This is a genomic window from Streptomyces sp. NPDC058671, assembly GCF_042716475.1.
Taxonomy (GTDB): Bacteria; Actinomycetota; Actinomycetes; order Streptomycetales; family Streptomycetaceae; genus Streptomyces.
Genome location: NZ_JBHXSA010000006.1, coordinates 264,215 through 285,992, shown reverse-complemented (window position 1 = coordinate 285,992; position 21,778 = coordinate 264,215). Strand labels below are relative to the sequence as shown.

Sequence of the window (21,778 nt, the reverse complement as noted above, 5' to 3'; positions counted from 1 at the left end):
CTTCTGTCGGTCCCTCCGGTTACCTTCGGATCATGGCAGGCATGCGAGGCAACGACGGCAGCGACGACAACCACGGCATCACCGACATCACCGGCATCAGCGACATCACCGACACCCGCGGCTACGACCCCGCCGCGACCGAGCGCTGGGCCGCCGAGCCCGACAAACGCCCCGGACGCACCGCGTTCCAGCGCGACCGCGCCCGGGTGCTGCACTCCGCCGCGCTCCGCAGGCTCGCCGGAAAGACCCAGGTCGTCACCCCCGGCACCCTCCCCCACGCCTTCGGCTTCGCTCACGCCGGGGGCGCCCCCAGCCACGCATGGGACGCCAGTCCCCGCACCCGGCTCACCCACTCCCTGGAGTGCGCCCAGGTCGGGCGGGAACTCGGCGCCGCCCTCGGCTGCGACCCCGACCTCGTCGAGGCCGCCTGTCTCTCCCACGACATGGGCCACCCGCCCTTCGGGCACAACGGCGAGCAGGCGCTCAACGACGTCGCCAAGGACTGCGGCGGCTTCGAGGGGAACGCCCAGTCCCTCCGCCTCCTCACCCGCATCGAGCCCAAGCGCTTCGTCAAGAACGAGCAGGGCGAGCTCGTCAGCGTCGGACTGAACCTCACCAGGGCCACCCTCGACGCCGCCACCAAGTACCCCTGGGCACGCGGCGACCACCCCGAGGACCCCGGCTCGCCCAAGTTCGGCGTGTACGAGGACGACCTGCCGGTCTTCGCGTGGATCCGCCGGGGCGCCCCCGCCGACCGCAAGTGCTTCGAGGCCCAGGTCATGGACTGGGCCGACGACGTCGCCTACTCGGTGCACGACTTCGAGGACGGCCTCCACGCCGGGCACATCGACCCCGGCCTGCTGCTCTCCGAGCCCGAGCGCGCCGACGTCTTCGCGGTCGCCGTCGGCCGCTACGTACCCGAGGACACCGACCCGCAGGAGCTCGCCGAAGCCCTCGACCGGCTCACCGACCAGGAATGGTGGCCGCACGGCTACGACGGCTCCGCCGTCGCCCAGGCCCGCCTCAAGGACGCCACGAGCCAGCTCATCGGCCGCTTCTGCCTCGCAGCCGAGGGCGCCACACGAGGTGCGTGGGGTTCCGGCCGCCTCACCCGCTACGGCGCCGAGCTCGTCGTCCCCCGCGAGGCCCGCAACGAATGCGCCGTCCTCAAGGCCGTCGCCGACCGGTACGTGATGCAGCGCGCCGAGCAGGAGGCCCTCCGCGCCGACCAGCGCGTCGTCGTCGCCGAACTCGCCGAGGCCCTCGTCGCCCGCGCCCCCGACGGACTCGAACCCCAGTTCCGCTCCGCGTTCGAGGCCGCACCCGACGACCGGGCCCGCAAGCGCGTCATCGTCGACCAGATCGCCTCCCTCACCGACGCCTCCGCCCGCGCCCTCCACACCCGCCTCCGCCCCCACCACGCCTGAGGGCCCCCTTCCGCCGTCCTCCCGCGTGCGGGACGCTCGCATGCACGCCCCGGGGCGGTACGGCCGGACGGACGCCCGGGGGCGTAGGTTGGAAACGGTCGCAACGAGGAGGTAACGACGTGGTCGACGCGGATCAGACCTTTGTCATCGTCGGAGGGGGCCTGGCCGGCGCCAGGGCGGCGGAGACACTCCGCTCCGAAGGGTTCAACGGCCGGGTGATCCTCATCGGCGACGAGCGCGACCACCCGTACGAGCGCCCACCCCTCTCCAAGGGCTACCTCACCGGCGCCAAGGAACGCGACAGCGCCTTCGTCCACGACGCCGCCTGGTACGCGGCGCACGACATCGAGCTGCACCTCGGACAGCCCGTCACCACCGTCGACCGCGAGGCCCGCACCGTCCGCCTCGGCGACAACACCGTCATCCGCTACGACAAGCTGCTCCTCGCCACCGGCTCCGAGCCCCGCCGCCTCGACGTCCCCGGCACCGAACTCGCCGGCGTCCACCACCTGCGCCGGCTCGCCCACGCCGACCGCCTCCGCCAGGTCCTCGCCGGCCTCGGCCGCGACAACGGCCACCTGGTGATCGCGGGCGCCGGCTGGATCGGCCTCGAAGTCGCCGCCGCCGCCCGCGGCTACGGCGCCGAGGTCACCGTCGTCGAATCCGACCCCACCCCGCTCCACCGGGTCCTCGGCCCCGAGCTCGGCCAGCTCTTCGCCGACCTCCACACCGACCACGGCGTCCGCTTCCACTTCGGCGCCCGGCTCACCGAGATCGTCGGCCAGGACGGCATGGTCCTCGCCGTCCGCACCGACGACGGCGAGGAGCACCCGGCGCACGCCGTGCTCGCCGCGATCGGCGCCGCCCCCCGTACCGCCCTCGCCGAGAACTCCGGACTCGCCCTCGTCGACCGTGCCGACGGCGGCGGCGTCGCCGTCGACGAGTCGCTGCGCACCTCCGACCCCGACATCTACGCCGCCGGTGACGTCGCCGCCGCCCATCACCCGCTGCTCCACACCCGGCTCCGCGTCGAGCACTGGGCCAACGCCCTCAACGCCGGGCCCGCCGCCGCCCGCGCCATGCTCGGGCAGCCCGTCTCCTACGACCGCGTCCCCTACTTCTTCTCCGACCAGTACGACCTCGGCATGGAGTACTCCGGCTGGGCGCCCCCGGGCACGTACGACCAGGTCGTCGTCCGCGGCGACACCGGCAAGCGCGAGTTCATCGCCTTCTGGCTCAAGGACGGCCGGGTCCTCGCCGGGATGAACGTGAACGTGTGGGACGTCACAGACCCCATCCAGCGGATCATCCGTTCCAAGGCGGCCGTGCACCCCGACGCCCTCGCCGACCCGTCCGTCCCCCTGGACAGCCTGATCCCGTAGGGTCCGCGCCCCCGTAGACTTCACGCGTGGCAGGCAGGATCAACGATGACGACGTGAAGGCGGTCCGGGACGCGGTCCCGATCGACGCCGTCGTGTCCGAGTACCTCCAGCTCCGCAACGCGGGCGGCGGAAACCTCAAGGGCCTCTGCCCCTTCCACGACGAGAAGTCGCCGTCCTTCCAGGTCAGCCCCAGCAAGGGACTCTTCCACTGCTTCGGCTGCCAGGAGGGCGGTGACACCATCGCCTTCGTGATGAAGATCGACCACCTCACCTTCTCGGAGACGGTCGAGCGCCTCGCCGCCAAGGCGGGCATCACCCTGCGGTACGAGGAAGGCGGCTACAACCCCGGCCACCAGCGCGGAGAACGCATCCGCCTGGTCGAGGCGCACCAGGCCGCCGCCCGGTTCTACGCCGACCAACTCGACTCGCCCGAGGCCGAGATCGGCCGCACGTTCCTCGCCGAGCGCGGCTTCGACCAGGCCGCCGCCGCCCACTTCGGCGTCGGCTACTCCCCGGCCGGCTGGGACCACCTCACCCGCTACCTGCGCGGCAAGGGCTTCTCCGACAAGGAACTGATCCTCTCCGGTCTCTCCCAGGACGGCCGCCGCGGCCCCATCGACCGCTTCCGCGGCCGCCTCATGTGGCCGATCAGGGACGTCGGCGGCGAGATCGTCGGCTTCGGCGCGCGCAAGCTCCGCGACGACGACAACGGGCCCAAGTACCTCAACACCCCCGAGACCCCGATCTACAAGAAGTCCCAGGTGCTCTACGGCATCGACCTGGCGAAGAAGGACATCGCCAAGGTCAGCCGGGCCGTCGTCGTCGAGGGCTACACCGACGTCATGGCCTGCCACCTCGCCGGGGTCACCACCGCCATCGCCACCTGCGGCACCGCCTTCGGCGGCGACCACATCAAGATCCTCCGCCGGCTCCTCATGGACAACGGCTCGGCCCGGGTCATCTTCACCTTCGACGGCGACGCCGCCGGCCAGAAGGCCGCCCTGCGCGCCTTCGAGGACGACCAGAAGTTCGCCGCCGAGACGTACATCGCCATCGCCCCCGACGGCATGGACCCCTGCGAACTGCGCCTCGCCAAGGGCGACGAGGCCGTCGCCGACCTCGTCAAGCCCCGCACCCCGCTCTTCGAGTTCGCCCTCCGCCAGATCGTCAAGCGGTACGACCTGGAGACCCCCGCCGGCCGGGCCGCCGCCCTCGACGAGGCCGCACCCGTCGTCGCCCGCATCAAGAACGTCGGCGCCCAGCACGAGGTCGCCGTGCAACTAGCCGGCATGCTCGGCATCCTCGACACCCAGTTCGTCGTCAAGCGGGTCGCCCAGCTCGCCCGCTGGGCCCGCGACCGCGGCGGGAAGGGCCCCGCGCAGCAGGCACCCCAGCGCGGCTACGACATCCACGCCCCCGCCCAGGCGGCCGCGGGCCCCGCGCTCAACCTGCGCAGCCCCGCCCACCGCACCGAGCGCGAACTCCTCAAGCTCGCCCTCCAGCGCCCCGAACTGGTCTCCCCGGCCTTCGACGCCTACGGGGCCGACGAGTTCACCGCCCCGCCCTACGCGGCCGTCCGCCAGTGCGTCCAGGACGCGGGCGGCGCCACCGGAGCCCCGCCCGACTACCTCGCCGCCGTACGCGAGGCAGCCCCCAACGACACCGTCCGCGCCCTCGTCACCGAACTCGCCGTCGAGACGATCTTCGCCAAGACCGTCGACGAGGCCTACGCGGGCGACCAGCTCGTCACCGTCCGGCTCCGCGCCGTAGACCGCCGCATCCGCGACGTCCAGGGCACCCTCGCCCGACTCGGCGCCCACGGCGACCCCGAGCAGCTCGCCGCCGTCCAGAACGAACTGTGGATCCTCACCCAGTACGGGCAGTCCCTGCGGAACAACGGCGCCGCCGCGCTCTGACGTACGTTCCGTCACGCCCCGGTCTCAAAAAGTCACCGCACGCCCCTCGTGGCGGTGATGTGTCGTACCCCACACTGGACGACGGTGCCGTTCCGCCCCTCCAGGAGGTCGCCCGCCGTGCAGACCGAGACCCGGACCGAGTCGCAGGAGCCTTCCCTCGGCGAACCGGACGAGCCTCCGGAGGTCCCGCCGCAGCGCCCCCGCCCCGACCCCGGAGGCAACGCGCCCTCGTCCGACCTCTTCCGCCAGTACCTCCGCGAGATCGGCCGCATCCCGCTGCTCAGCGCGGAGGAGGAGGTCGAGCTCGCCCGCCGCGTCGAGGCCGGACTCTTCGCCGAGGAGAAACTCGCCGGCACCCCCGACCTCGACTCCCGGCTCGCGGGCGACCTGGACCGGCTCGTCGTCCTCGGCCGGATCGCCAAGCGCAGGCTCATCGAGGCCAACCTCCGCCTCGTCGTCTCCGTCGCCAAGCGGTACGTGGGCCGCGGCCTCACCATGCTCGACCTCGTCCAGGAGGGGAACCTCGGCCTCATCCGGGCCGTCGAGAAGTTCGACTACGCGCGCGGCTACAAGTTCTCCACGTACGCCACCTGGTGGATCCGCCAGGCGATGTCCCGGGCCCTCGCCGACCAGGCCCGGACCATCCGCGTCCCCGTGCACGTCGTCGAACTCATCAACCGGGTCATCCGCGTCCAGCGCCGCATGCTCCAGGAACGCGGGTACGAACCCACCGCGGAGGAGGTCGCCGCCGAACTGGACGTGGCCCCCGAGCGCGTCGGCGAGGTCCTCCGCCTCGCCCAGGAACCGGTCTCCCTGCACGCCCCCGTCGGCGAGGAGGACGACGTCGCCCTCGGGGACCTCATCGAGGACGGCGACGCCGCCTCACCCGTCGAGTCCGCCGCCTTCCTGCTGCTCCGGCGCCACCTGGAGGACGTGCTCTCCACCCTCGGGGAACGCGAACGGAAGGTCGTCCAGCTCCGCTACGGCCTCGACGACGGCAGGCCCCGGACCCTGGAGGAGATAGGGCGCCTCTTCGGCGTGACCCGCGAACGCATCCGTCAGATCGAGTCCAAGACCCTCGACAAACTCCGCGACCACGCGTACGCCGACCAACTGCGCGGCTACCTCGACTAGGGCGTCCCCCAGAAGTCCCGTCCGGCCGGCCCGTGCCGCGTCGACCGCGGCAGGGGCCGGCCGTGAACCGGCCCCGGGTCAGTCGACCTCGGCCACCGCCTGGGCGAACTGCGCCGCGTACAGCCGGGCGTACGCCCCGCCGGACGCGAGCAGGTGCTCGTGCGTGCCCTGCTCGACGATCGACCCGTTCTCCATCACCAGGATCACGTCCGCGTCCCGGATCGTGGAGAGCCGGTGCGCGATCACGAACGAGGTGCGCCCGTGGGCCAGGCGCGCCATCGCCTTCTGGATCAGGACCTCCGTGCGGGTGTCGACCGAGCTGGTGGCCTCGTCGAGGACGAGGATCACCGGGTCGGACAGGAACGCCCGCGCGATGGTGATCAGCTGCTTCTCACCCGCGCTGACCCCCGCCCCGTCGTCGTCGATGACCGTGTCGTACCCCTCGGGCAGGGTGCGGACGAACCGGTCGGCGTGCGCGGCCCGCGCCGCCTCCTCGATCTCCGCCCGGGTCACCGCGCGCGTGGCGCCGTACGCGATGTTGTCGGCGATGGTGCCGCCGAACAGCCAGGTGTCCTGGAGGACCATGCCGATCCCGGTCCGCAGCTCCTCCCGGGACATCCTCGCGATGTCCGCCCCGTCCAGGGTGATCCGGCCGCCCGTCACCTCGTAGAACCGCATGAGCAGGTTCACCAGGGTCGTCTTGCCCGCCCCCGTCGGGCCGACGATCGCGACCGTCTGCCCCGGTTCCACCGTGAGCGACAGGTCCTCGATGAGCGGCTTGTCCGCCTCGTAACGGAAGGAGACGCCCTCGAGGGCCACCTTGCCCTTGAGGTCCGCGGGCGTCTCGCTCTCGCTCTTCGGGGCGTCCGGCTCCTGCTCCTCCGCGTCGAGCAGCTCGAAGATCCGCTCGGCCGACGCGACGCCCGACTGCACCAGGTTCGCCATCGACGCGACCTGCGTCAGCGGCATGGAGAACTGGCGCGAGTACTGGATGAAGGCCTGCACGTCACCGATGGACAGCGTGCCGCTCGCCACCCGCAGCCCGCCGACGACGGCCACCAGGACGTAGTTGATGTTCGAGATGAAGAACATCACCGGCTGCATCACACCGCTGTTGAACTGCGCCTTGAACCCGGCCTCGTAGAGGGCGTCGTTCTGCTCGCGGAAGTCCGCCGCGGACTCCGCCTGCCGACCGAAGACCTTCACCAGGTTGTGCCCGCTGTACATCTCCTCCACGTGCGCGTTGAGCGCGCCCGTGGACTTCCACTGCTGGACGAAGTGCGGCTGCGAGCGCTTGCCGATCCGCGCCGCGACGAGGACCGAGACCGGCACCGTGACCAGCGCCACGAGCGCGAGCAGCGGCGAGATCCAGAACATCATCGCGAGCACGCCGACGATCGTGAGCAGCGAGTTGATCAGCTGGCCCATCGACTGCTGGAGCGTCTGCGAGATGTTGTCGATGTCGTTGGTCGCCCGCGACAGCACCTCGCCGCGCTTCGCCTTGTCGAAGTACGAGAGGGGAAGCCGCGCCAGCTTCGTCTGGACGTCCTCCCGCATCCGGTAGACGGTCCGGTTGATCACCTTGATCGACATGCGGGTGGAGACCAGCATGAGCAGGCCCGCCGCCACGTACACGCCGAGGACCACGAGCAGCACCTCGCCGACGGCGGAGAAGTCGATCCCGCGCCCCGGCGTGAAGTCGACGCCGGTCAGCATGTCCGCCATGCCGGAGTCGCCGGCGGCGCGCAGCCTCGCGATCGCCTCCGTCTTCGTCCCGTCCTTGATCTGGTTCCCGATGACGCCCGCGAAGACGAGGTCGGTCGCCCTGCCGAGGATCTTCGGGCCGACCACGGAGGCCGCCACCGACAGCACACCGGCGATCAGCATCACCCAGAGCGCGCCGCGCTCGGGCGCCAGCTGCTTGACCAGCCGCTTTCCCGAGCCCTTGAAGTCCATCGACCGCTGGTCGGGGCCGCCACCGGCCATCATGCGTCCGCCAGGACCGGCCATCAGGCTGCCTCCGCCTCGGTGAGCTGGGAGAGGACGATCTCCCGGTACGTCTCGTTGTCCGCCATCAGGTCCCGGTGCCGTCCGGTGCCGACGACCCGGCCCTCGTCGAGGACGACGATGCGGTCGGCGTCCCGGATGGTGGAGACCCGCTGGGCGACGATCACGACGGTCGAGTCGGCCGTCTCCCGGGCGAGCGCGGCCCGCAGCAGGGCGTCCGTCTCGTAGTCGAGCGCGGAGAACGAGTCGTCGAACAGATAGATCTCCGGCCGCTGCACCAGCGTCCGGGCGATGGCGAGCCGCTGCCGCTGGCCGCCGGAGACATTGGTGCCGCCCTGGGCGATGGGGGCGTCAAGACCCTTCTCGAGCTTCCGTACGAAGTCGGCGGCCTGGGCGACGCCGAGGGCGTGCCAGAGTTCCTCGTCGGTGGCGTCGGGCTTTCCGTACCGCAGGTTGGTGGCGATGGTCCCGGAGAAGAGGTAGGGCTTCTGGGGGACGAGTCCGACGGTCCTGGCCATCAGTTCGGGGTCGAGTCTGCGGACGTCGACGCCGTCGACGAGGACCTCGCCGCCGGTGGCGTCGAAGAGCCGGGGGACGAGTCCGAGGAGGGTGGACTTGCCGCTGCCGGTGGAGCCGATGACCGCGGTGGTCTCGCCGGGCCGTGCGACCAGGCCCACGTCCTTCAGGACGGACTCCTCGGCGCCCGGGTAGCGGAACTCCGCCCCCCTGACCTCCAGATGCCCCCGCCGGTCCAGCGTCCGCACCGGATCCACCGGCGGCACCACGCTCGACTCGGTCCCGAGGACCTCCTGGACGCGCTCCGCGCAGACCTCGGCCCGCGGCACCATCATGAACATGAAGGTGGCCATCATGACCGCCATCACGATCTGCATCAGATAGGCGAGGAAGGCGGTCAGCGCGCCGATCTGCATCCCGCCGCTGTCGATGCGGTGCGCGCCGAACCAGACGACGGCCACGCTGGAGATGTTCACGACCGTCATCACCGTCGGGAACATCAGCGCCATCAGCCGCCCGGTCGCCATCGACACGTCGGTCAGCTCGGCGTTGGCCGCGCGGAACCGCTCCTCCTCGTAGGAGTCCTTCACGAACGCCCGGATCACCCGGTTGCCGGTGATCTGCTCGCGCAGCACCCGGTTCACCGTGTCGAGACGCTCCTGCATCGTCCGGAAGAGCGGCCGCATCCTCCGCACGATCAGCGAGACGGAGATCCCGAGGATCGGCACCACGGCGAGCAGCACGCCCGAGAGCGGCACGTCCTGGCCGAGGGCCATCACGATGCCGCCGACACACATGATGGGCGCGGAGACCATCAGGGTGAACGCCATCAGGACCAGCATCTGGATCTGCTGCACGTCATTGGTCGTACGGGTGATCAGCGAGGGCGCGCCGAAGTGCCCCAGCTCCCGCGCGGAGAAGGACTGCACCCGGTCGAAGACCGCACCGCGCACGTCCCGGCCCAGGGCGGACGCCGTACGGGCGCCGTAGAACACGGCACCGATGTTGCAGACCACCTGGACGACGGAGACGCCGACCATCAGGGCGCCGAAGCGCAGGATGTAGCCGGTGTCCCCCGCGACGACACCGTTGTCGATGATGTCCGCGTTCAGGGTCGGCAGGTAGAGGCTCGCGCAGGTCTGCAGGAACTGCAGCAGCACGAGCAGGGCGATGGGTTTTCGATAGGGCCCGAGGTGGGTTCGGAGAAGTCTTATGAGCACGGCTCCTACTATCGCCCGCGCCCCCGAGACGTGACGACTCGTTTAGGGGGCGCGGCGAGCCCTGGCGAAGACTTTACGAACCGAACGCACCCGGGTGGATCTGCTCCCGCGTCGCCACGTACTGCTGCCGCACCGCCTGCCCCGCCGACCGGTCCTCGCCCGGCTCCAGGATCTGCGCGGCGGCGCCCTGCCAGGCCGGGGGAGTGGACGGCGACAGCGTGCCGTGTGCCACCCCGAGGGCCCAGGCGGCCTGCCGGGCCGCACCGAGCGCGGCGTAGTCGGCCGGCTGGGGGACGACGACCTGCGCGCCGAACAGCGCGGGTGCGAGCGCCTGCACGGCCGGCAGCGCGGCCGCCGCGCCGAGCAGGAAGATCCGCCGCACCTCGACGCCCCGCCCGCGCAGCACGTCCATGGCGTCGGTGAGCGCGCAGAGCATCCCCTCGAACGCGGCCCGCGCCAGGTGCTCGGGCTTCATCGACTCGCGCCGCAGCCCGCTGAGCGTGCCCGCCGAGTGCGGCAGGCTCGGGGTCCGCTCGCCCTCCAGATAGGGCAGCAGGACGAGCCCGGAGGCGCCCGGCGTCGACTTCAGGGCGAGCGCGGACAGCTCGTCGAGCGACTCGGCGCCCAGCATCTCCGCGGTACCGCGCAGGGCCCGCACCGCGTTGGAGGTGTGGACGACGGGGAGGTGCATGCCGGTGGCGTCGGCGAAGGAGGTGATCATGCCGCTGTGGTCGGCGAGCGTCTCGTGGTGGACGGCCATCACGGAGCCGGAGGCGCCGAGCGAGACCACCGCGTCGCCGGGGCCGAGCCCGAGCCCGAGCGCGGCGGCCATCGTCTCGCCCGTACCGGCGGAGATGAGGAGCCCCTCGGGCGTGGTGCCGGCCGCCTCTGCGGGCCCGAGGACCTCGGGCAGCACGGCCTGGTGGCCGAGGGCCAGCTCGACGAGGTCGGGGCGGTACGCGCCGGTGCGGGCCGACCAGTAGCCGGTGGCGGAGGCGGCGCCGCGGTCGGTGGTCCGCCGGGCGGGGCGGCCGAGGAGCTGCCAGACCAGCCAGTCGTGCGGCTGGAGGACCATCGCGATGCGGCGGGCGTGCTCGGGCTCGGTGCGGGCGAGCCAGCGCAGCTTGGCGACCGGCTGCCCGGAGCCGGGCACGGAGCCGACGGCCTCGGCCCAGGCCCGGCGTCCGCCCAGCGACTCCACGAGATCGGCGGCGGCCACCTGGGCCCGCTTGTCGTTGCGGACGAGCGCGGGCCGCACGAGGCCGCCCTGCGCGTCGAGCGGTACGACCCCGTGCTGCTGCGCGGACACGCCGATGGCCTGCACGCCCTCGAGGAGGCCGCCGGTCGCGGCCTCCCCGAGGGAGAGCAGCCAGGTCTGCGGGTCGACGTCGACGGCCTTGGGTTCGCCCGGATGAGGGGCGTACCCCTGCCGCAGTACGGCACCCGTGTCCGTGTCACAGACGACGATGCGTGTGAACTCCGCTGAGCTGTCGAGTCCGGCGACTATCCCCATGACAGGTGATTCTGCCGCACGCGGGGCGGTTCAGGTGTTGGTGGTGCCCCATTCGTCCTCCTCGACCCTCCCGTTGCCCATGCTCCGCTCGCGCAGCGCGTGGACCCGGTCGGCCACGGAGGGCGGCAGCCGGTCGCCCACCCGGTCACCGACGACGTGCATGGCCTTGCCCGCGACCTGCCGCCCGGTCTGGGCGGCGGACTCGGCGGCGTTGCGCACGGCCGGGTTCTGGGCGAACTCCTTGGCGGACTTCCTCAACTGCTCGTAGCGCTCGCGACCCGCACGTGTGCCGACCACGTAACCGAGGGCGAGTCCCATGACGAACGTCAGCTTGTATCGCATGGCCATCACCTTCCCTGGAGAGCTTCCCTGATGCATCGCGGTGCCCACGGCGAACCGATTGGCGGAGCACCCCCCTGCTTGCGCTAATGTATGTGTCGCAGCGAGCAACCGCCCGCCCGGAGCATCCGGAGTGGGTCCGTTCGGTGCGACGCAGCAATCCCCTGTAGCTCAATTGGCAGAGCAGCCGGCTGTTAACCGGCAGGTTACTGGTTCGAGTCCAGTCGGGGGAGCGCGATCCCCTGTAGCTCAATTGGCAGAGCATTCGGCTGTTAACCGGAGGGTTACTGGTTCGAGTCCAGTCGGGGGAGCGGAACGGAAGAGGACCCTTCGGGGTCCTTTTTCGCGTCTCGGGGAACCGTGCGGAGCGCGCCGTTGTCTTCATGGTCGGCAGAGCCGATCTTCCGGAGCAGGAGATCGTATGAGCGGCTATGCTGCGGCAGACGGCGCGCACACATGTACGCGCCTCACCGATCGGGGCGGTAGCTCAGCCGGTTAGAGCAGCGGACTCATAATCCGTCGGCCGTGGGTTCGAGTCCCACCCGCCCCACCACCGCTCGTGGTCGCAGGAAGGTTTTGCCTGGGACCACGAGCTTTTTCATGCACCACACTGCACCGCCCCCGCGGCGCTTCCCGCGAGCGACACGCCGGGCGTCACCCGGACGCGGCGTCCGGTGCGCCCGTGGCTTCCTGACGCGTCTTCCCGCCGTCCCGTATCCGGTTCCGGTTTCGGTGTCCAGGGGTGGGGGTTCCTTGCCCGAGGTCTCCGTGACTGGCCGGTAATGTTCCGTTTCCATTGTGATCTTCATCTCGTTGCATGACGGGTGCGGAGTGCGGTAGTGACTCGGTGCGCCGAGTGGGTGGTGTCGATCTTCTTGGCGGTGCATTCACCCCACTTCCGTGCGTCGACGTCCGGTCCGGGCGTTCGGCCCCGGGGGGTGGGTGCCAGCCACCTGCCATGCCAGCGCCGCCGGGCCGCGACTCCGGGCTCTGGGCTGATGGCACGTCAGATTCCGTTTCCCGTTCGGGCGCTGTGCTGCGATGTCTGCGCCGAGGACGCGAGCGGATCGGTTCGACGCCAACATAAATACTCCTGTAGTCATCTGTTCTCATTCGGCCACTACGGTCCGGTTGCCAGTCGTCCCCCGGTGGGTGTCTCATCTGTCCTCGGTCCTGGAGCAGACGGGACCTCCGTCCCGGGGAGGCGCGAGATCGAATCTGCCTGCCATGGTGCCGTTGGGGGTGAACGCCCGCTCGTCCGCCGTCTCCACGGCGTGTTCTGTGTTCGGACCCCGGGTTCCCGCTCGTCGGGCGGTTTGCAGCCATCACTGTCACGGATCAGCGCATCGGACCGGAGCGACACCCTGCGGACCCGCCTTCTCGGCCCGCTCCGAGTCCCGTTCCTCGGCCCCCTTCTCCGCTTGGCACAGCAGGTGCCCGGGGCCGTCATGTACGGACACCGAAGGAAGGATTCGAAGAGTCAGATGCACAAGAACCCTGAACTTCCCGTCGGCCATACAGGCCGGGAGTGCGCGACCCTCTGCGGGCGTATCTGCCCGATGTGCGTCGAGAGGCTGCGGGGTGAACTTCTCACCCTGCTCGGCCTGTACCGCGAGAGCGACCACGCCCTGACCCCGGGGCCCGCCCGGATGCGAGAACGGGTGAGCGGCACCAGATCCATGGGCACCGTGCTCGACGAGCGGACCGTGGAGATGCGCACGGAGGCCGCGGACGTACTGGCCTCGTGGGCGCGGCTCGTCGTCGAGGAGCGCGGGGGGAAGGGGCTGCGGGGTTGCGACATCGAGTCGCTGGTGGCGTTCCTCCGCGACGAGGTGGAGTGGATCGCCGGGCACCCCGCCGCTGTCTCGTTCGACGAGGAGGTGCGCCGGCTGCTCCAGCGCCTCGGCGCCCTCTTCGGGCCGGCCCCGGTGCGGGGGATGCCCCTCGGGGCGTGCGTGGAGCCCGAGTGCACGGGCACGCTCCTGGCCGTCGTGCGCGGAGCCGGCGGCTCGGCCGCGGCCCTCAACGAGGTCTCCTGCGACGCCGGGCACACGCTGCCGCCGCGTCAGTGGCTGATGGTGGCGGGTCAGCTGGCGAGGTGCTCGGAATGACGACACCGAGACGCAGGACCGTGTCGACCGAGCTGGCCGCGCTGGCCATGGGAGTGAGTGAGGCGACCATCCGCAAATGGGCCTCCCGCGGCAAGATCACCCGCTACGGAAGGAAGCAGCGAGCCGAATACGACCTTGATGAACTGCTCACCTTGAGGGAGCGCGGAGGACCCCTCCCCGCCGGTGGGCGTCCGGCGGAGAGCGCCTATGACTTACTGGGGGCCAGTGCGGGTGACCGGCCGCGATCACACCTGTGACCTGCGGCGACGATGCTTTTCCGGGCGAGGGAGAGGGAGGTGGACGCCCGCAATATAGGTGGGTTGACGGTTCGGAAGGTTGAGTGTCACACTCCTTTCGGCGGCTCCACGCGCTGATTCCATGATCGTTTGCGATCGGGCGAATCGGGCGTCGCAGCGGCCCGAGCTCTCACCAGAATCCGTGTCCGGCCTCGTGCCGGACGCGGATTCTTTTTTGTCCGCAGCAGCGAGAGGAAGTGTGGTCGATGTCCGTTTCTCCCAGTACGCCCGCCGGACAGTGGGCGGGTACGGTCACGCACGACGGCGAGGTGGACGACTACACCGTCACCTTCAAGGAGGACGGCTCGCTCGTCGTCGTCACGAAGAAGAGCACGGGCGCCGGCTCCTGGACGGCCACCGGTGACGAGACGTTCTCGTTCTTCCTGCGGGAGGACTTCAACACGGACGTCACCCAGATCAGCCCCACCGGCTTCCGGGCCGCCTACATCAAGATAGACATCGAGGCCCGGCTCGCCGGTGACGGCAAGTTCACCGGCACGGGCAAGGCGGTCGTGCACGGCCCCGACGACGCGGTGATCTACTCGACGGACGCCGAGACCGACGCGCACCGCGTCCCGTGACGGGGCCCGTGACGGGATCCGTGGGGCCCACGCTCGGCGAACTCGCCGCCGAGGTGGCGCGGTTGTCCGACGTCGCGGCCCTGAACAACCTGATCGACCGCTATCTGGCGAGCCTGGACGAAGGACTCGCCGACACCCCGTCCGGCTCCGACGCCGCGCCCGGCGCGGGTTCCGGCACGGATTCGGGCTCCGGCTCCGGCTCCGGTTTCGACGAGATGTGGGCCGCGTCCCTGTTCACCGAGGACGTGGAGCTCGTCTTCCCGGTGGGCAGCCACCAGGGTCTGGCCGGGGCCGACGGCTTCCTGCGGCAGATCATGGAGCGCTGGAGCCGTACGCATCACCACGGCTCCCTCGCCTCCGTCGAGCCGGACGGCGACCGGGCCGCGGTGAGCTGGAGCCTGATCGCGTCGCACGTCCACTTCGGCTCGCCCGTACCGCCGCAGCCCTCCGCCTACTTCCAGATCGGCGGGCGCTTCACCGGCGTCGCGCGGCGGACGGCGGACGGCTGGCGGTTCGCGCGGCTGCGGCTCCGGATCGTCTGGAGCACCGGCTCTCCGCCCGGCGGAGTGACCGAGGTCGACGCCCGGACCCTCGAGGTCGTCGACACCCCTCGTTGAGCCCTCCCGGCCCGGCGACACCCCTTTCCCCACCCCTGCGTTCCGAGGAGGAACTGTCATGCCCACCACACTCACGCCCGAGCAGCAGCGCGAACTCGTCGAGAAGGTCTTCCACGAGGGCCTGGACCTCGGGGACCTCACCGCCGCGGACCGCTATCTGACCTCGGACTTCCGCAACCACGGCAGTCACGACGACTCCATGCGGGGACCTGAGGCCTTCAAGCACACGATCCGCATCCAGCAGTCCGCGTTCAGTGAGATCAAGTACGAGATCCTCGACTTCATCTCCCAGGACGACCGGGCCGCGATCCGCTGGGTGATGCACGGCAAGCACACGGGTCCCTTCATCGGCATCCAGCCGACCGGGCTCCAGGTCCAGCACCAGGCCATCATCTGGTTCCGCTTCGAGGGCGACAAGATCGCCGAGCGGTGGGGTCTCGTGGACAACTTCACCCTGGAGCGCTTCCTGAAGTCCGGCGGAAAGCCGACCGGCCCGCTGACCCCCAAGGCCGCCGCTCCGCAGCAGGCCTGACCGAGCGGCGGGGGAGGGGAGGGGGGGGGGCGGAAGGGGCGCCCCCCCCCCCCCCCCCCCCCCCCCCCCCCCCCCCCCCCCCCCCCCAGGCCTGACCGCGGGGGGGGGTTGGGGAGGGCGGCTCCGGAAGGACCCGCCCTCCCCTCCGCCCGAACCCCCGTCCCACCCCTGTCCGCCCCTGAGCGGAGAACGAGGAGGCAGTCGTGCCCATCAACAGACGCGTGGCCCGCTTCAACAAGGCGGTCGCCAACCACTTCGTGGGCCCCGTCCTGAGCCGGATGCCCGGCTTCGGCAAGGTGCACCACCGCGGCCGCAAGTCCGGCCGTGCCTTCACCACCCCGGTCAAGCTGTTCCGCCGGGGCGAGGACATCGTCATCACCCTGCCGTACGGCCCCGGCTCCGACTGGGTCAAGAACGTCCTGGCCGCCGGGGGCTGCGAGATCACCACGCGGGGCCGGCGGATCGCGGTGTGCGACCCGGTGGTCTTCACGGACGACGGTTCGACGAAGATGCCCGCCCTGACCCGACGGATCCTGTCGCGGGTCGACGCGACCCAGTTCCTCTCCCTCACTCCTGTCGCCGCGCGTTCCGCGGCGACGGGCTGAGGGGCGCCCGGTGGTTTCCCCCGCGTCGCCCGTCAAGGTCGTGGTCGTGGTCGCCTCGGTGCGCGGCGGCAGGCTGGCACCGGATGTGGCCGGCTGGTTCACCGCGCTGGCCGGGCTCCGGGAGGACCTGGTCCTCGACGTCGTCGACGTGGCCGACCACGAGCTGCCCGGAAGCCTCGACCCGCAGGACCCGGTGGCGGTGGCGCTACGGCCCCGGCTCGCCTCCGCCGAGGCGTTCGTCCTGATCGTCCCGGAGTACAACCGCAGTGTCCCCGGCCCCTTCAAGACCCTCGTCGACAGCTTCCAGGCCGAATGGGAGGCCAAACCCGTCGGGTTCGTGAGCTACGGGCTCTCCCTGGCCGGCGGCGTGCGCGCGGTGGAGCACCTGCGGCAGATCTTCGCCGAGTTCCACGCGGTCGGCATGAAGGACGCGGTGCTCTTCCCGCGCATCCTCGAACACTACGACGCCCAGGGCCGGTTCCCGGCCGAGCCCGAGGGCGCGGAGGCCGCCGCCAAGCTCATGCTCGACCAGCTGCTCTGGTGGGCGCGAGCCCTGCGCGACGCCAAGTCCGTACACCCCTACGGCTCCTGAGAACCCTCACCCCTCCCTTTGGAGAACTGATGGCCGCTACGGTTGATCCCCTGCCCGATCTCCTGATCGCCATCCCCGTGGTGATCCTGCTCTGCAAGATAGGCGCGCGCGTCGTGCGCGGGGCCGGCCAGCCGCCGGTGGTCGGCGAGATAGCCGTCGGCCTGCTGCTCGGTCCCTCCTTCCTGGGGTGGTTGTGGCCCAGCGCCCAGGCGTGGCTCTTCCCTCCGTCGTCCCTCCCCTATCTGGGGCTGCTCGGCAATCTGGGACTGCTCATCTTCATGTTCCTCATCGGACACGAACTGCAGCTGGGCTCGCTCCGCGCCCAGAGCGGCACCGCCGCGCTGGTGTCCCTGGTGAGCATCGCCCTGCCCCTGGGGCTCGGCACGCTGCTCGCCCTCGGGATGTACGAGTCCTTCGCTCCCGAGGGAGTGGACAGGCTGCCGTTCGTCCTGTTCATCGCGGTGGCCATGAGCATCACGGCCTTCCCGGTGATGGCCCGGATCCTGTCGGACCGGGGGATGTACCGGACGCGGGTCGGTGTGCTGGCGCTGGCCTGCGCCGCGTTCGACGACGTGACCGCCTGGTGCCTGCTGGCGGCGGTGGTCGCCGTCTCGGCGGCCGGCTCCCCCGTGGAAGCGGTCACGACGGCGCTGTTCGCGGTCGGCTTCGCCCTCTTCATGTTCGGTGTCCTGCGGCCGGTGCTGCTGCGGCTCTCCGCCCGCGCCGAGCGGACGTCCACCGACAGCCTGGTCCTGGTCCTGCTCTTCAGCGGCCTGTGCCTGAGCGCCCTTGCCACGGACCTGATCGGGGTGCACGCCCTGTTCGGGGCCTTCGTCTTCGGTGCGGTCACACCGCGCGGCAGCCGGGTCATCGAGTACCAGGCCGCCCGGCTGCGGGCCTTCGCCGTTCCCGTACTGCTGCCGCTGTTCTTCGTCACCACCGGTCTGCGGGCGGATGTGTCGCTGCTGGCCGCGGACCCGGTGCAGTGGCTCTGGGCCGGGGCGGTCCTGGCGGTGGCCGTGCTCGCGAAGTGGGGCGGCGGGACCGGGGCCGCCCGGCTCTCCGGCCAGTCCTGGCGGGACGCGATGTCGATCGGGGCGCTGATGAACTGCCGCGGTCTGACCGAGCTGATCGTGCTGAACGTCGGGCTCGGCCTCGGGGTGATCGGCCAGGACCTGTTCACGATCCTCGTGCTGATGGCGCTGATCACCACCGCCGCGACCTCTCCCGCGCTGGACCGGATCCGCAAGGGGATGCCGGAGGAGGAGCCGGAGGTGGAGAAGAGGCCGGCGGACGAGCCGGTGGACACTTCCCGGCAGTCGGTGGACACCACCCGGTAACCGGCCGGAAGCCCCGACTCCGGGGGCACCCGGGCCGGGGGAGGGGACCCGGCTTCGCAGAGTGCTTGGATCTGTGATGGTTCCCCAGTTGATAGTTAAGGGAGTTGACGATAGCCTCGTCCCAAGCCGGACGCATGCAGGGACCGGACGCATGCAGGGAGAGGGAAGAGACGATGGGCGACTTCAAGAACCTCGACATGACGATGATGTTCGCCATCCACGACGCGCTCCGCCGAGAACTGGAGCGCATCGCGCGCATCACCTCCCGGGTGGACGAGGACCCGCGCCACGTACTGAGCACCGCGGTCGGCTGGGAGCTGTTCAAGAAGTTCCTCACCGCCCACCACACCTCCGAGGACCTCACCGTCTGGCCCGCGATGCACAAGGCGCTGGACGGGCGCGACGCCCGTGCCGAGATCGCCCTCCTCGACGCGATGGAGGCCGAGCACGCCGTCATCGACCCGCTGCTGACGGACATCGACGCGGCCCTCGCCGACCGCGACGCGGGCACCGAACGCCTCGGTGGCCTCGTCGACACGCTGTACACCGACCTCCGTGCCCACCTCGACCACGAGGAGCGGGAGGCGCTCGCGCTCATGGACCTGACCTTGAGCGCGGAGGAGTGGACGGCCTTCAGCGTCGAGCAGAAGAACCGGATCGGCGGCGACGCCAACCGCTACCTCCCCTGGCTCCTGGACGACATCGACGCCGCCCGGGTCGCCACCATCCTCGACAAGCTCCCGCCTCCCCTGCGCGCCGCCTACGAGACCGAATGGCGGGCCGCCTACGAGGACCTGGACATCTGGGCCGTCAAGGACGCCGCAGGACGCTGAACCCCGCTCTCTCCGGGCCGGCCCGTCCCGCTCCTGGGGGTCGGGAAGGGGCCGGATCCACCTCCCCGAACCACCTCTGGAGACGTTCATGTCTATGCAGGACAGAACCGAAACCGTCCCACCGGGCGCCGGGGCCCCTCCGGGCTCCGCCGCACCGGCCCCGACCGGGGACAAGCTCGGCCTCGCGCTCGCGGTCATCGCGGCCGCCCAGCTGATGCTGGTCCTCGACAACACGATCGTGGCCGTCGCCCTGCCGAGCATGCAGAGCGCCCTGGGCCTCTCCGACGCCAACCTCGGCTGGGTCATCACCGCCTACGCCCTGGCCTTCGGCGGGCTGCTGCTGGCCGGCGGACGGGCCGGTGACCTCTTCGGCCGCCGGCGGGTCTTCCGTACCGGGCTCGTCATCTTCACCCTCGCCTCGCTGCTCGGCGGTCTCGCGGGCAGCGGCGACGTCCTGCTCATCGCCCGAGTCCTCCAGGGCGTCGGCGCCGCCATCGCGGCGCCCACGGCGCTCTCCCTGCTGGCCTCCACCTTCCCGGCGGGCCCCGCGCGCAACAAGGCGCTCGGCGTGTACGGGGCCATGGGCGGGCTCGGCTCGGTCGTCGGCCTGCTCCTCGGCGGCGCGCTGACCGAGTTCCTCAGCTGGCGCTGGGTCATGTACATCAACATCCCGATCGCCGTCGCGGTGCTGATCGGCACCAGCGTTCTCAAGGAGAGCGAGCGCGACCGCGGCAAGGTCGACATCCCCGGTGCGCTCACCGCCACCTTCGGGTTCGGGTCCCTCGTCTACGGCATCAACCGGGCGGGCGAGAAGGGCCTCGGCGACAGCACCACCCTGATCGCCCTGGCCGTCGCCGTCGTGCTGATCGTCGCCTTCATCGCCATCCAGCGCTCCAGCCGGGCGCCGATGGTGCCGGGTGCCGTCGTGGCCGACAAGAGCCGCGCCGGCGCCAACGCGATCATGTTCCTGGTCGGCGCGGGCATGTTCGCCACCTTCTACTTCCTGACGCTCTACATGCAGATCGTCAAGGGGTACGAGCCGATGATCACCGGCCTCGCCTACCTCCCGTTCGCCATCGGGATCGGCATCGCGGCCGGCGGCGTCGGACCGCAGCTGCTGGCCAAGGTCCCCGAGCGCTCGGTCATCGCCGTCGGGCTCGTCGTCGGCATCGCCGGCATGGTCTGGCTCAGCTTCCTGGCACCCGGCCAGAACGCCTTCGTCGCTCTCCTGCCCGCCCAGCTGGTCTGCGGGTTCGGCCTCGGCCTGGTCTTCGTCACCGTCACCGTCATCAGCGTCCGCGGGGTCTCCCCCGAGGACACCGGGATCGCGGCGGGCCTGATCAACACCAGCCAGCAGATCGGCGGCGCGGTCGGTCTCGCCATCCTCGCCGCGACCGCCTCGGTCATCACCGAGGGCAGGCTGTCCGGCGACCGCTCCGAAGCGCTCACCACCGGCTACTCCTACGGGCTCCTCATCGGCGGCGGCATCTACCTGCTCGCCCTGCTCGTGACCCTCGGCACCATCAAGGCCACGGCACCGCAGGCGCAGCCTCACTGAGCCGTGCCCGCCACGTTCCGCCCGCTCCACCCTGACCCCGCCCGGGCCACCCTCTCTCCCTCCGGGCGGGGTCAGGCGTGTCCGGAGGAGGCGGGCGCGTACGGCGGGGGCGGCACGTACGGGAGGGGAGGGATCCCCCGGCAGGGGACGGCGCCTCGGGAGGGCGCGGTTCCCTCGGCAGGGGAAAGCCGGTGGTCCGGGCCCCGTTCGGCCGCGGCCGTCCGCCGTATACTCGGTTACCCGGTTCCGAAGGGGAGATGACGATCGTGCGAGGCGAGCCCGACGCAACGCGAAACCCCATCTCGGCGACCGAGGCCACGGCCGAGGTCCCCGGCGTCCTGCCGGAGGCGCTCACCGGATTCATCGGCTACCTCCTGCGCCGCGTCTTCGCCCACTTCACGTCCCTCGCGGACGGCCCCGAGGACGGCTCCCGGGACTTCCTCGTCCTGGACGCGCTGACCGGCGGTGACTGGGTCTCCCAGCTCGACCTGGCCGAGCGCCTCGGCATCAACCGGACCATCATGGTCGGCGTCATCGACCGCCTGGAAGACCGGGGCCAGGTCCTCCGCACACGCAATCCGGACAACCGCCGCCAGTACATCCTCTCCCTGACCGACGTGGGCCGATCCGCCGTGGAGGCGGGACGCCGCGCGGTCGCCGAGCGGGACGCGCGGCTCACCGCCGCCCTCAGCCCCGAGCAGGTCACCCGCCTCAACACCCTGTTGGCGCGGCTGCTCCCGCAGGGCACCCAGGACCTCGTGCAGGGCACCGAGCACCTCGTCGAGCAGGCCCACCACCGGTTGCGCCGGCTCGGCGACGAGAAGCTGACCGGGACGGGCCTCCGGGTCCGCCACTACGGACCGCTGTCCATCCTCGCCATCTCCGGGCCCTGTCCGCAGCAGCGGCTGGCCCAGGAACTGGCCATCACGGGGCCCGCGACCTCGCAGCTGGTCGACGAGCTCGTCGACGGCGGCATGGTCCACCGCGGGCGCGACCCGCACGACCGGCGCCGGCACGCCCTGGAGCTCACCGAGTTCGGGCACACCCAGCTGAAGGCGGTCGCCCATGCCGTCGACCAGCTCGCCGCGGACATCGCCTCGCTGCTCGGGCCCGGTGGCGAGGACGAGCTGCGCTCCCTGCTCGTCCAGCTCCTCGAACCCGCCCACCCCGGCGTCGCCGAAGCGGCCGGGCGGCGTGGCTGAGCCCAGGCCGGCTCTGGTCGACCCGCCTTTTCCCGGCAGGGGTTGACCGCCCGGGCA

19 protein-coding genes and 3 tRNA genes are annotated in these 21,778 nt (G+C 71.2%); 18 read left to right on the top strand and 4 right to left on the bottom strand.

Going from position 1 to position 21,778, the window contains the following annotated elements:
• Nucleotides 1-41: 41 nt before the first annotated feature.
• The 4 genes from ACFWV2_RS10475 (at nt 42) to ACFWV2_RS10460 (ending at nt 5,859) form a co-directional block, all read left to right on the top strand.
• Nucleotides 42-1,427 (top strand): deoxyguanosinetriphosphate triphosphohydrolase, encoded by a 1,386-nt coding sequence (locus tag ACFWV2_RS10475; protein ID WP_384404666.1) that lies wholly within the window; start codon nt 42-44, stop codon nt 1,425-1,427.
• 119 nt (nt 1,428-1,546) lie between these two features.
• Entirely contained in the window at nt 1,547-2,809 is a 1,263-nt protein-coding gene (locus tag ACFWV2_RS10470) for an NAD(P)/FAD-dependent oxidoreductase (protein WP_384404576.1), read from the top strand.
• 26 nt (nt 2,810-2,835) lie between these two features.
• Nucleotides 2,836-4,725: a DNA primase gene (gene dnaG, locus ACFWV2_RS10465; protein WP_384404574.1), complete on the top strand. Its 1,890-nt coding sequence runs from the start codon at nt 2,836-2,838 to the stop codon at nt 4,723-4,725.
• A gap of 57 nt (nt 4,726-4,782) precedes the next feature.
• Nucleotides 4,783-5,859, top strand: coding sequence for an RNA polymerase sigma factor (locus ACFWV2_RS10460; protein ID WP_384404572.1), 1,077 nt, complete (start codon nt 4,783-4,785; stop codon nt 5,857-5,859).
• 78 nt (nt 5,860-5,937) lie between these two features.
• Here ACFWV2_RS10460 and ACFWV2_RS10455 read toward each other — a convergent pair whose 3' ends face one another.
• The 4 genes from ACFWV2_RS10455 to ACFWV2_RS10440 form a co-directional block, all read right to left on the bottom strand.
• Nucleotides 5,938-7,869: an ABC transporter ATP-binding protein gene (locus ACFWV2_RS10455; RefSeq protein WP_384404570.1), complete on the bottom strand. Its 1,932-nt coding sequence runs from the start codon at nt 7,867-7,869 to the stop codon at nt 5,938-5,940.
• Entirely contained in the window at nt 7,869-9,602 is a 1,734-nt protein-coding gene (locus tag ACFWV2_RS10450) for an ABC transporter ATP-binding protein (RefSeq protein WP_384404568.1), read from the bottom strand. The genes ACFWV2_RS10455 and ACFWV2_RS10450 overlap by 1 nt, the downstream gene beginning before the upstream one ends.
• Before the next feature lie 73 nt (nt 9,603-9,675).
• Entirely contained in the window at nt 9,676-11,115 is a 1,440-nt protein-coding gene (locus tag ACFWV2_RS10445; RefSeq protein WP_384404566.1) for an FGGY family carbohydrate kinase, read from the bottom strand.
• 30 nt (nt 11,116-11,145) lie between these two features.
• Complete coding sequence (locus ACFWV2_RS10440) at nt 11,146-11,457, bottom strand: YtxH domain-containing protein (protein WP_384404564.1); 312 nt, start codon at nt 11,455-11,457, stop codon at nt 11,146-11,148.
• Between the two features lie 157 nt (nt 11,458-11,614).
• Here ACFWV2_RS10440 and ACFWV2_RS10435 point away from each other — a divergent pair.
• From ACFWV2_RS10435 to ACFWV2_RS10370, 14 genes are all read left to right on the top strand, one after another.
• Nucleotides 11,615-11,687, top strand: a tRNA-Asn gene (locus tag ACFWV2_RS10435).
• Nucleotides 11,688-11,692: 5 nt separating this feature from the next.
• Nucleotides 11,693-11,765: transfer RNA gene (locus tag ACFWV2_RS10430), tRNA-Asn, on the top strand.
• Nucleotides 11,766-11,930: 165 nt separating this feature from the next.
• Nucleotides 11,931-12,007, top strand: a tRNA-Ile gene (locus ACFWV2_RS10425).
• A gap of 931 nt (nt 12,008-12,938) precedes the next feature.
• On the top strand, nt 12,939-13,565 hold the full coding sequence (locus tag ACFWV2_RS10420; protein WP_384404561.1) for an OvmZ protein: 627 nt from the start codon (nt 12,939-12,941) through the stop codon (nt 13,563-13,565).
• The gene (locus ACFWV2_RS10415) at nt 13,562-13,822 is read left to right on the top strand and encodes a transcriptional regulator (protein ID WP_384404560.1); all 261 of its coding nucleotides are present in this window, start codon (nt 13,562-13,564) and stop codon (nt 13,820-13,822) included. Before ACFWV2_RS10420 ends, ACFWV2_RS10415 begins: the two co-directional genes overlap by 4 nt.
• Before the next feature lie 245 nt (nt 13,823-14,067).
• Nucleotides 14,068-14,442, top strand: a complete 375-nt coding sequence (locus tag ACFWV2_RS10410) for a dehydrogenase (protein WP_384404558.1) — start codon at nt 14,068-14,070, stop codon at nt 14,440-14,442.
• A gap of 8 nt (nt 14,443-14,450) precedes the next feature.
• Complete coding sequence (locus tag ACFWV2_RS10405) at nt 14,451-15,059, top strand: nuclear transport factor 2 family protein (RefSeq protein WP_384404556.1); 609 nt, start codon at nt 14,451-14,453, stop codon at nt 15,057-15,059.
• 58 nt (nt 15,060-15,117) lie between these two features.
• Nucleotides 15,118-15,591: an ester cyclase gene (locus ACFWV2_RS10400; RefSeq protein ID WP_360783974.1), complete on the top strand. Its 474-nt coding sequence runs from the start codon at nt 15,118-15,120 to the stop codon at nt 15,589-15,591.
• A gap of 203 nt (nt 15,592-15,794) precedes the next feature.
• A complete protein-coding gene (locus tag ACFWV2_RS10395) occupies nt 15,795-16,196 on the top strand; it encodes a nitroreductase family deazaflavin-dependent oxidoreductase (RefSeq protein WP_360783971.1) in 402 nt (133 codons plus the stop codon).
• A 10-nt stretch (nt 16,197-16,206) separates the two neighbouring features.
• Nucleotides 16,207-16,788 carry an NADPH-dependent FMN reductase gene (locus ACFWV2_RS10390; RefSeq protein ID WP_384404554.1) on the top strand — a complete coding sequence of 194 codons (582 nt, stop codon included), beginning with the start codon at nt 16,207-16,209 and terminating at the stop codon, nt 16,786-16,788.
• Nucleotides 16,789-16,817: 29 nt separating this feature from the next.
• Entirely contained in the window at nt 16,818-18,128 is a 1,311-nt protein-coding gene (locus ACFWV2_RS10385; protein ID WP_384404552.1) for a cation:proton antiporter, read from the top strand.
• Between the two features lie 173 nt (nt 18,129-18,301).
• Nucleotides 18,302-18,961 carry a hemerythrin domain-containing protein gene (locus tag ACFWV2_RS10380; RefSeq protein WP_384404550.1) on the top strand — a complete coding sequence of 220 codons (660 nt, stop codon included), beginning with the start codon at nt 18,302-18,304 and terminating at the stop codon, nt 18,959-18,961.
• Nucleotides 18,962-19,049: 88 nt separating this feature from the next.
• On the top strand, nt 19,050-20,519 hold the full coding sequence (locus tag ACFWV2_RS10375) for an MFS transporter (protein WP_384404548.1): 1,470 nt from the start codon (nt 19,050-19,052) through the stop codon (nt 20,517-20,519).
• A gap of 257 nt (nt 20,520-20,776) precedes the next feature.
• Nucleotides 20,777-21,721 carry a MarR family winged helix-turn-helix transcriptional regulator gene (locus tag ACFWV2_RS10370; protein WP_384404546.1) on the top strand — a complete coding sequence of 315 codons (945 nt, stop codon included), beginning with the start codon at nt 20,777-20,779 and terminating at the stop codon, nt 21,719-21,721.
• The last annotated feature ends 57 nt before the right edge of the window (nt 21,722-21,778 follow it).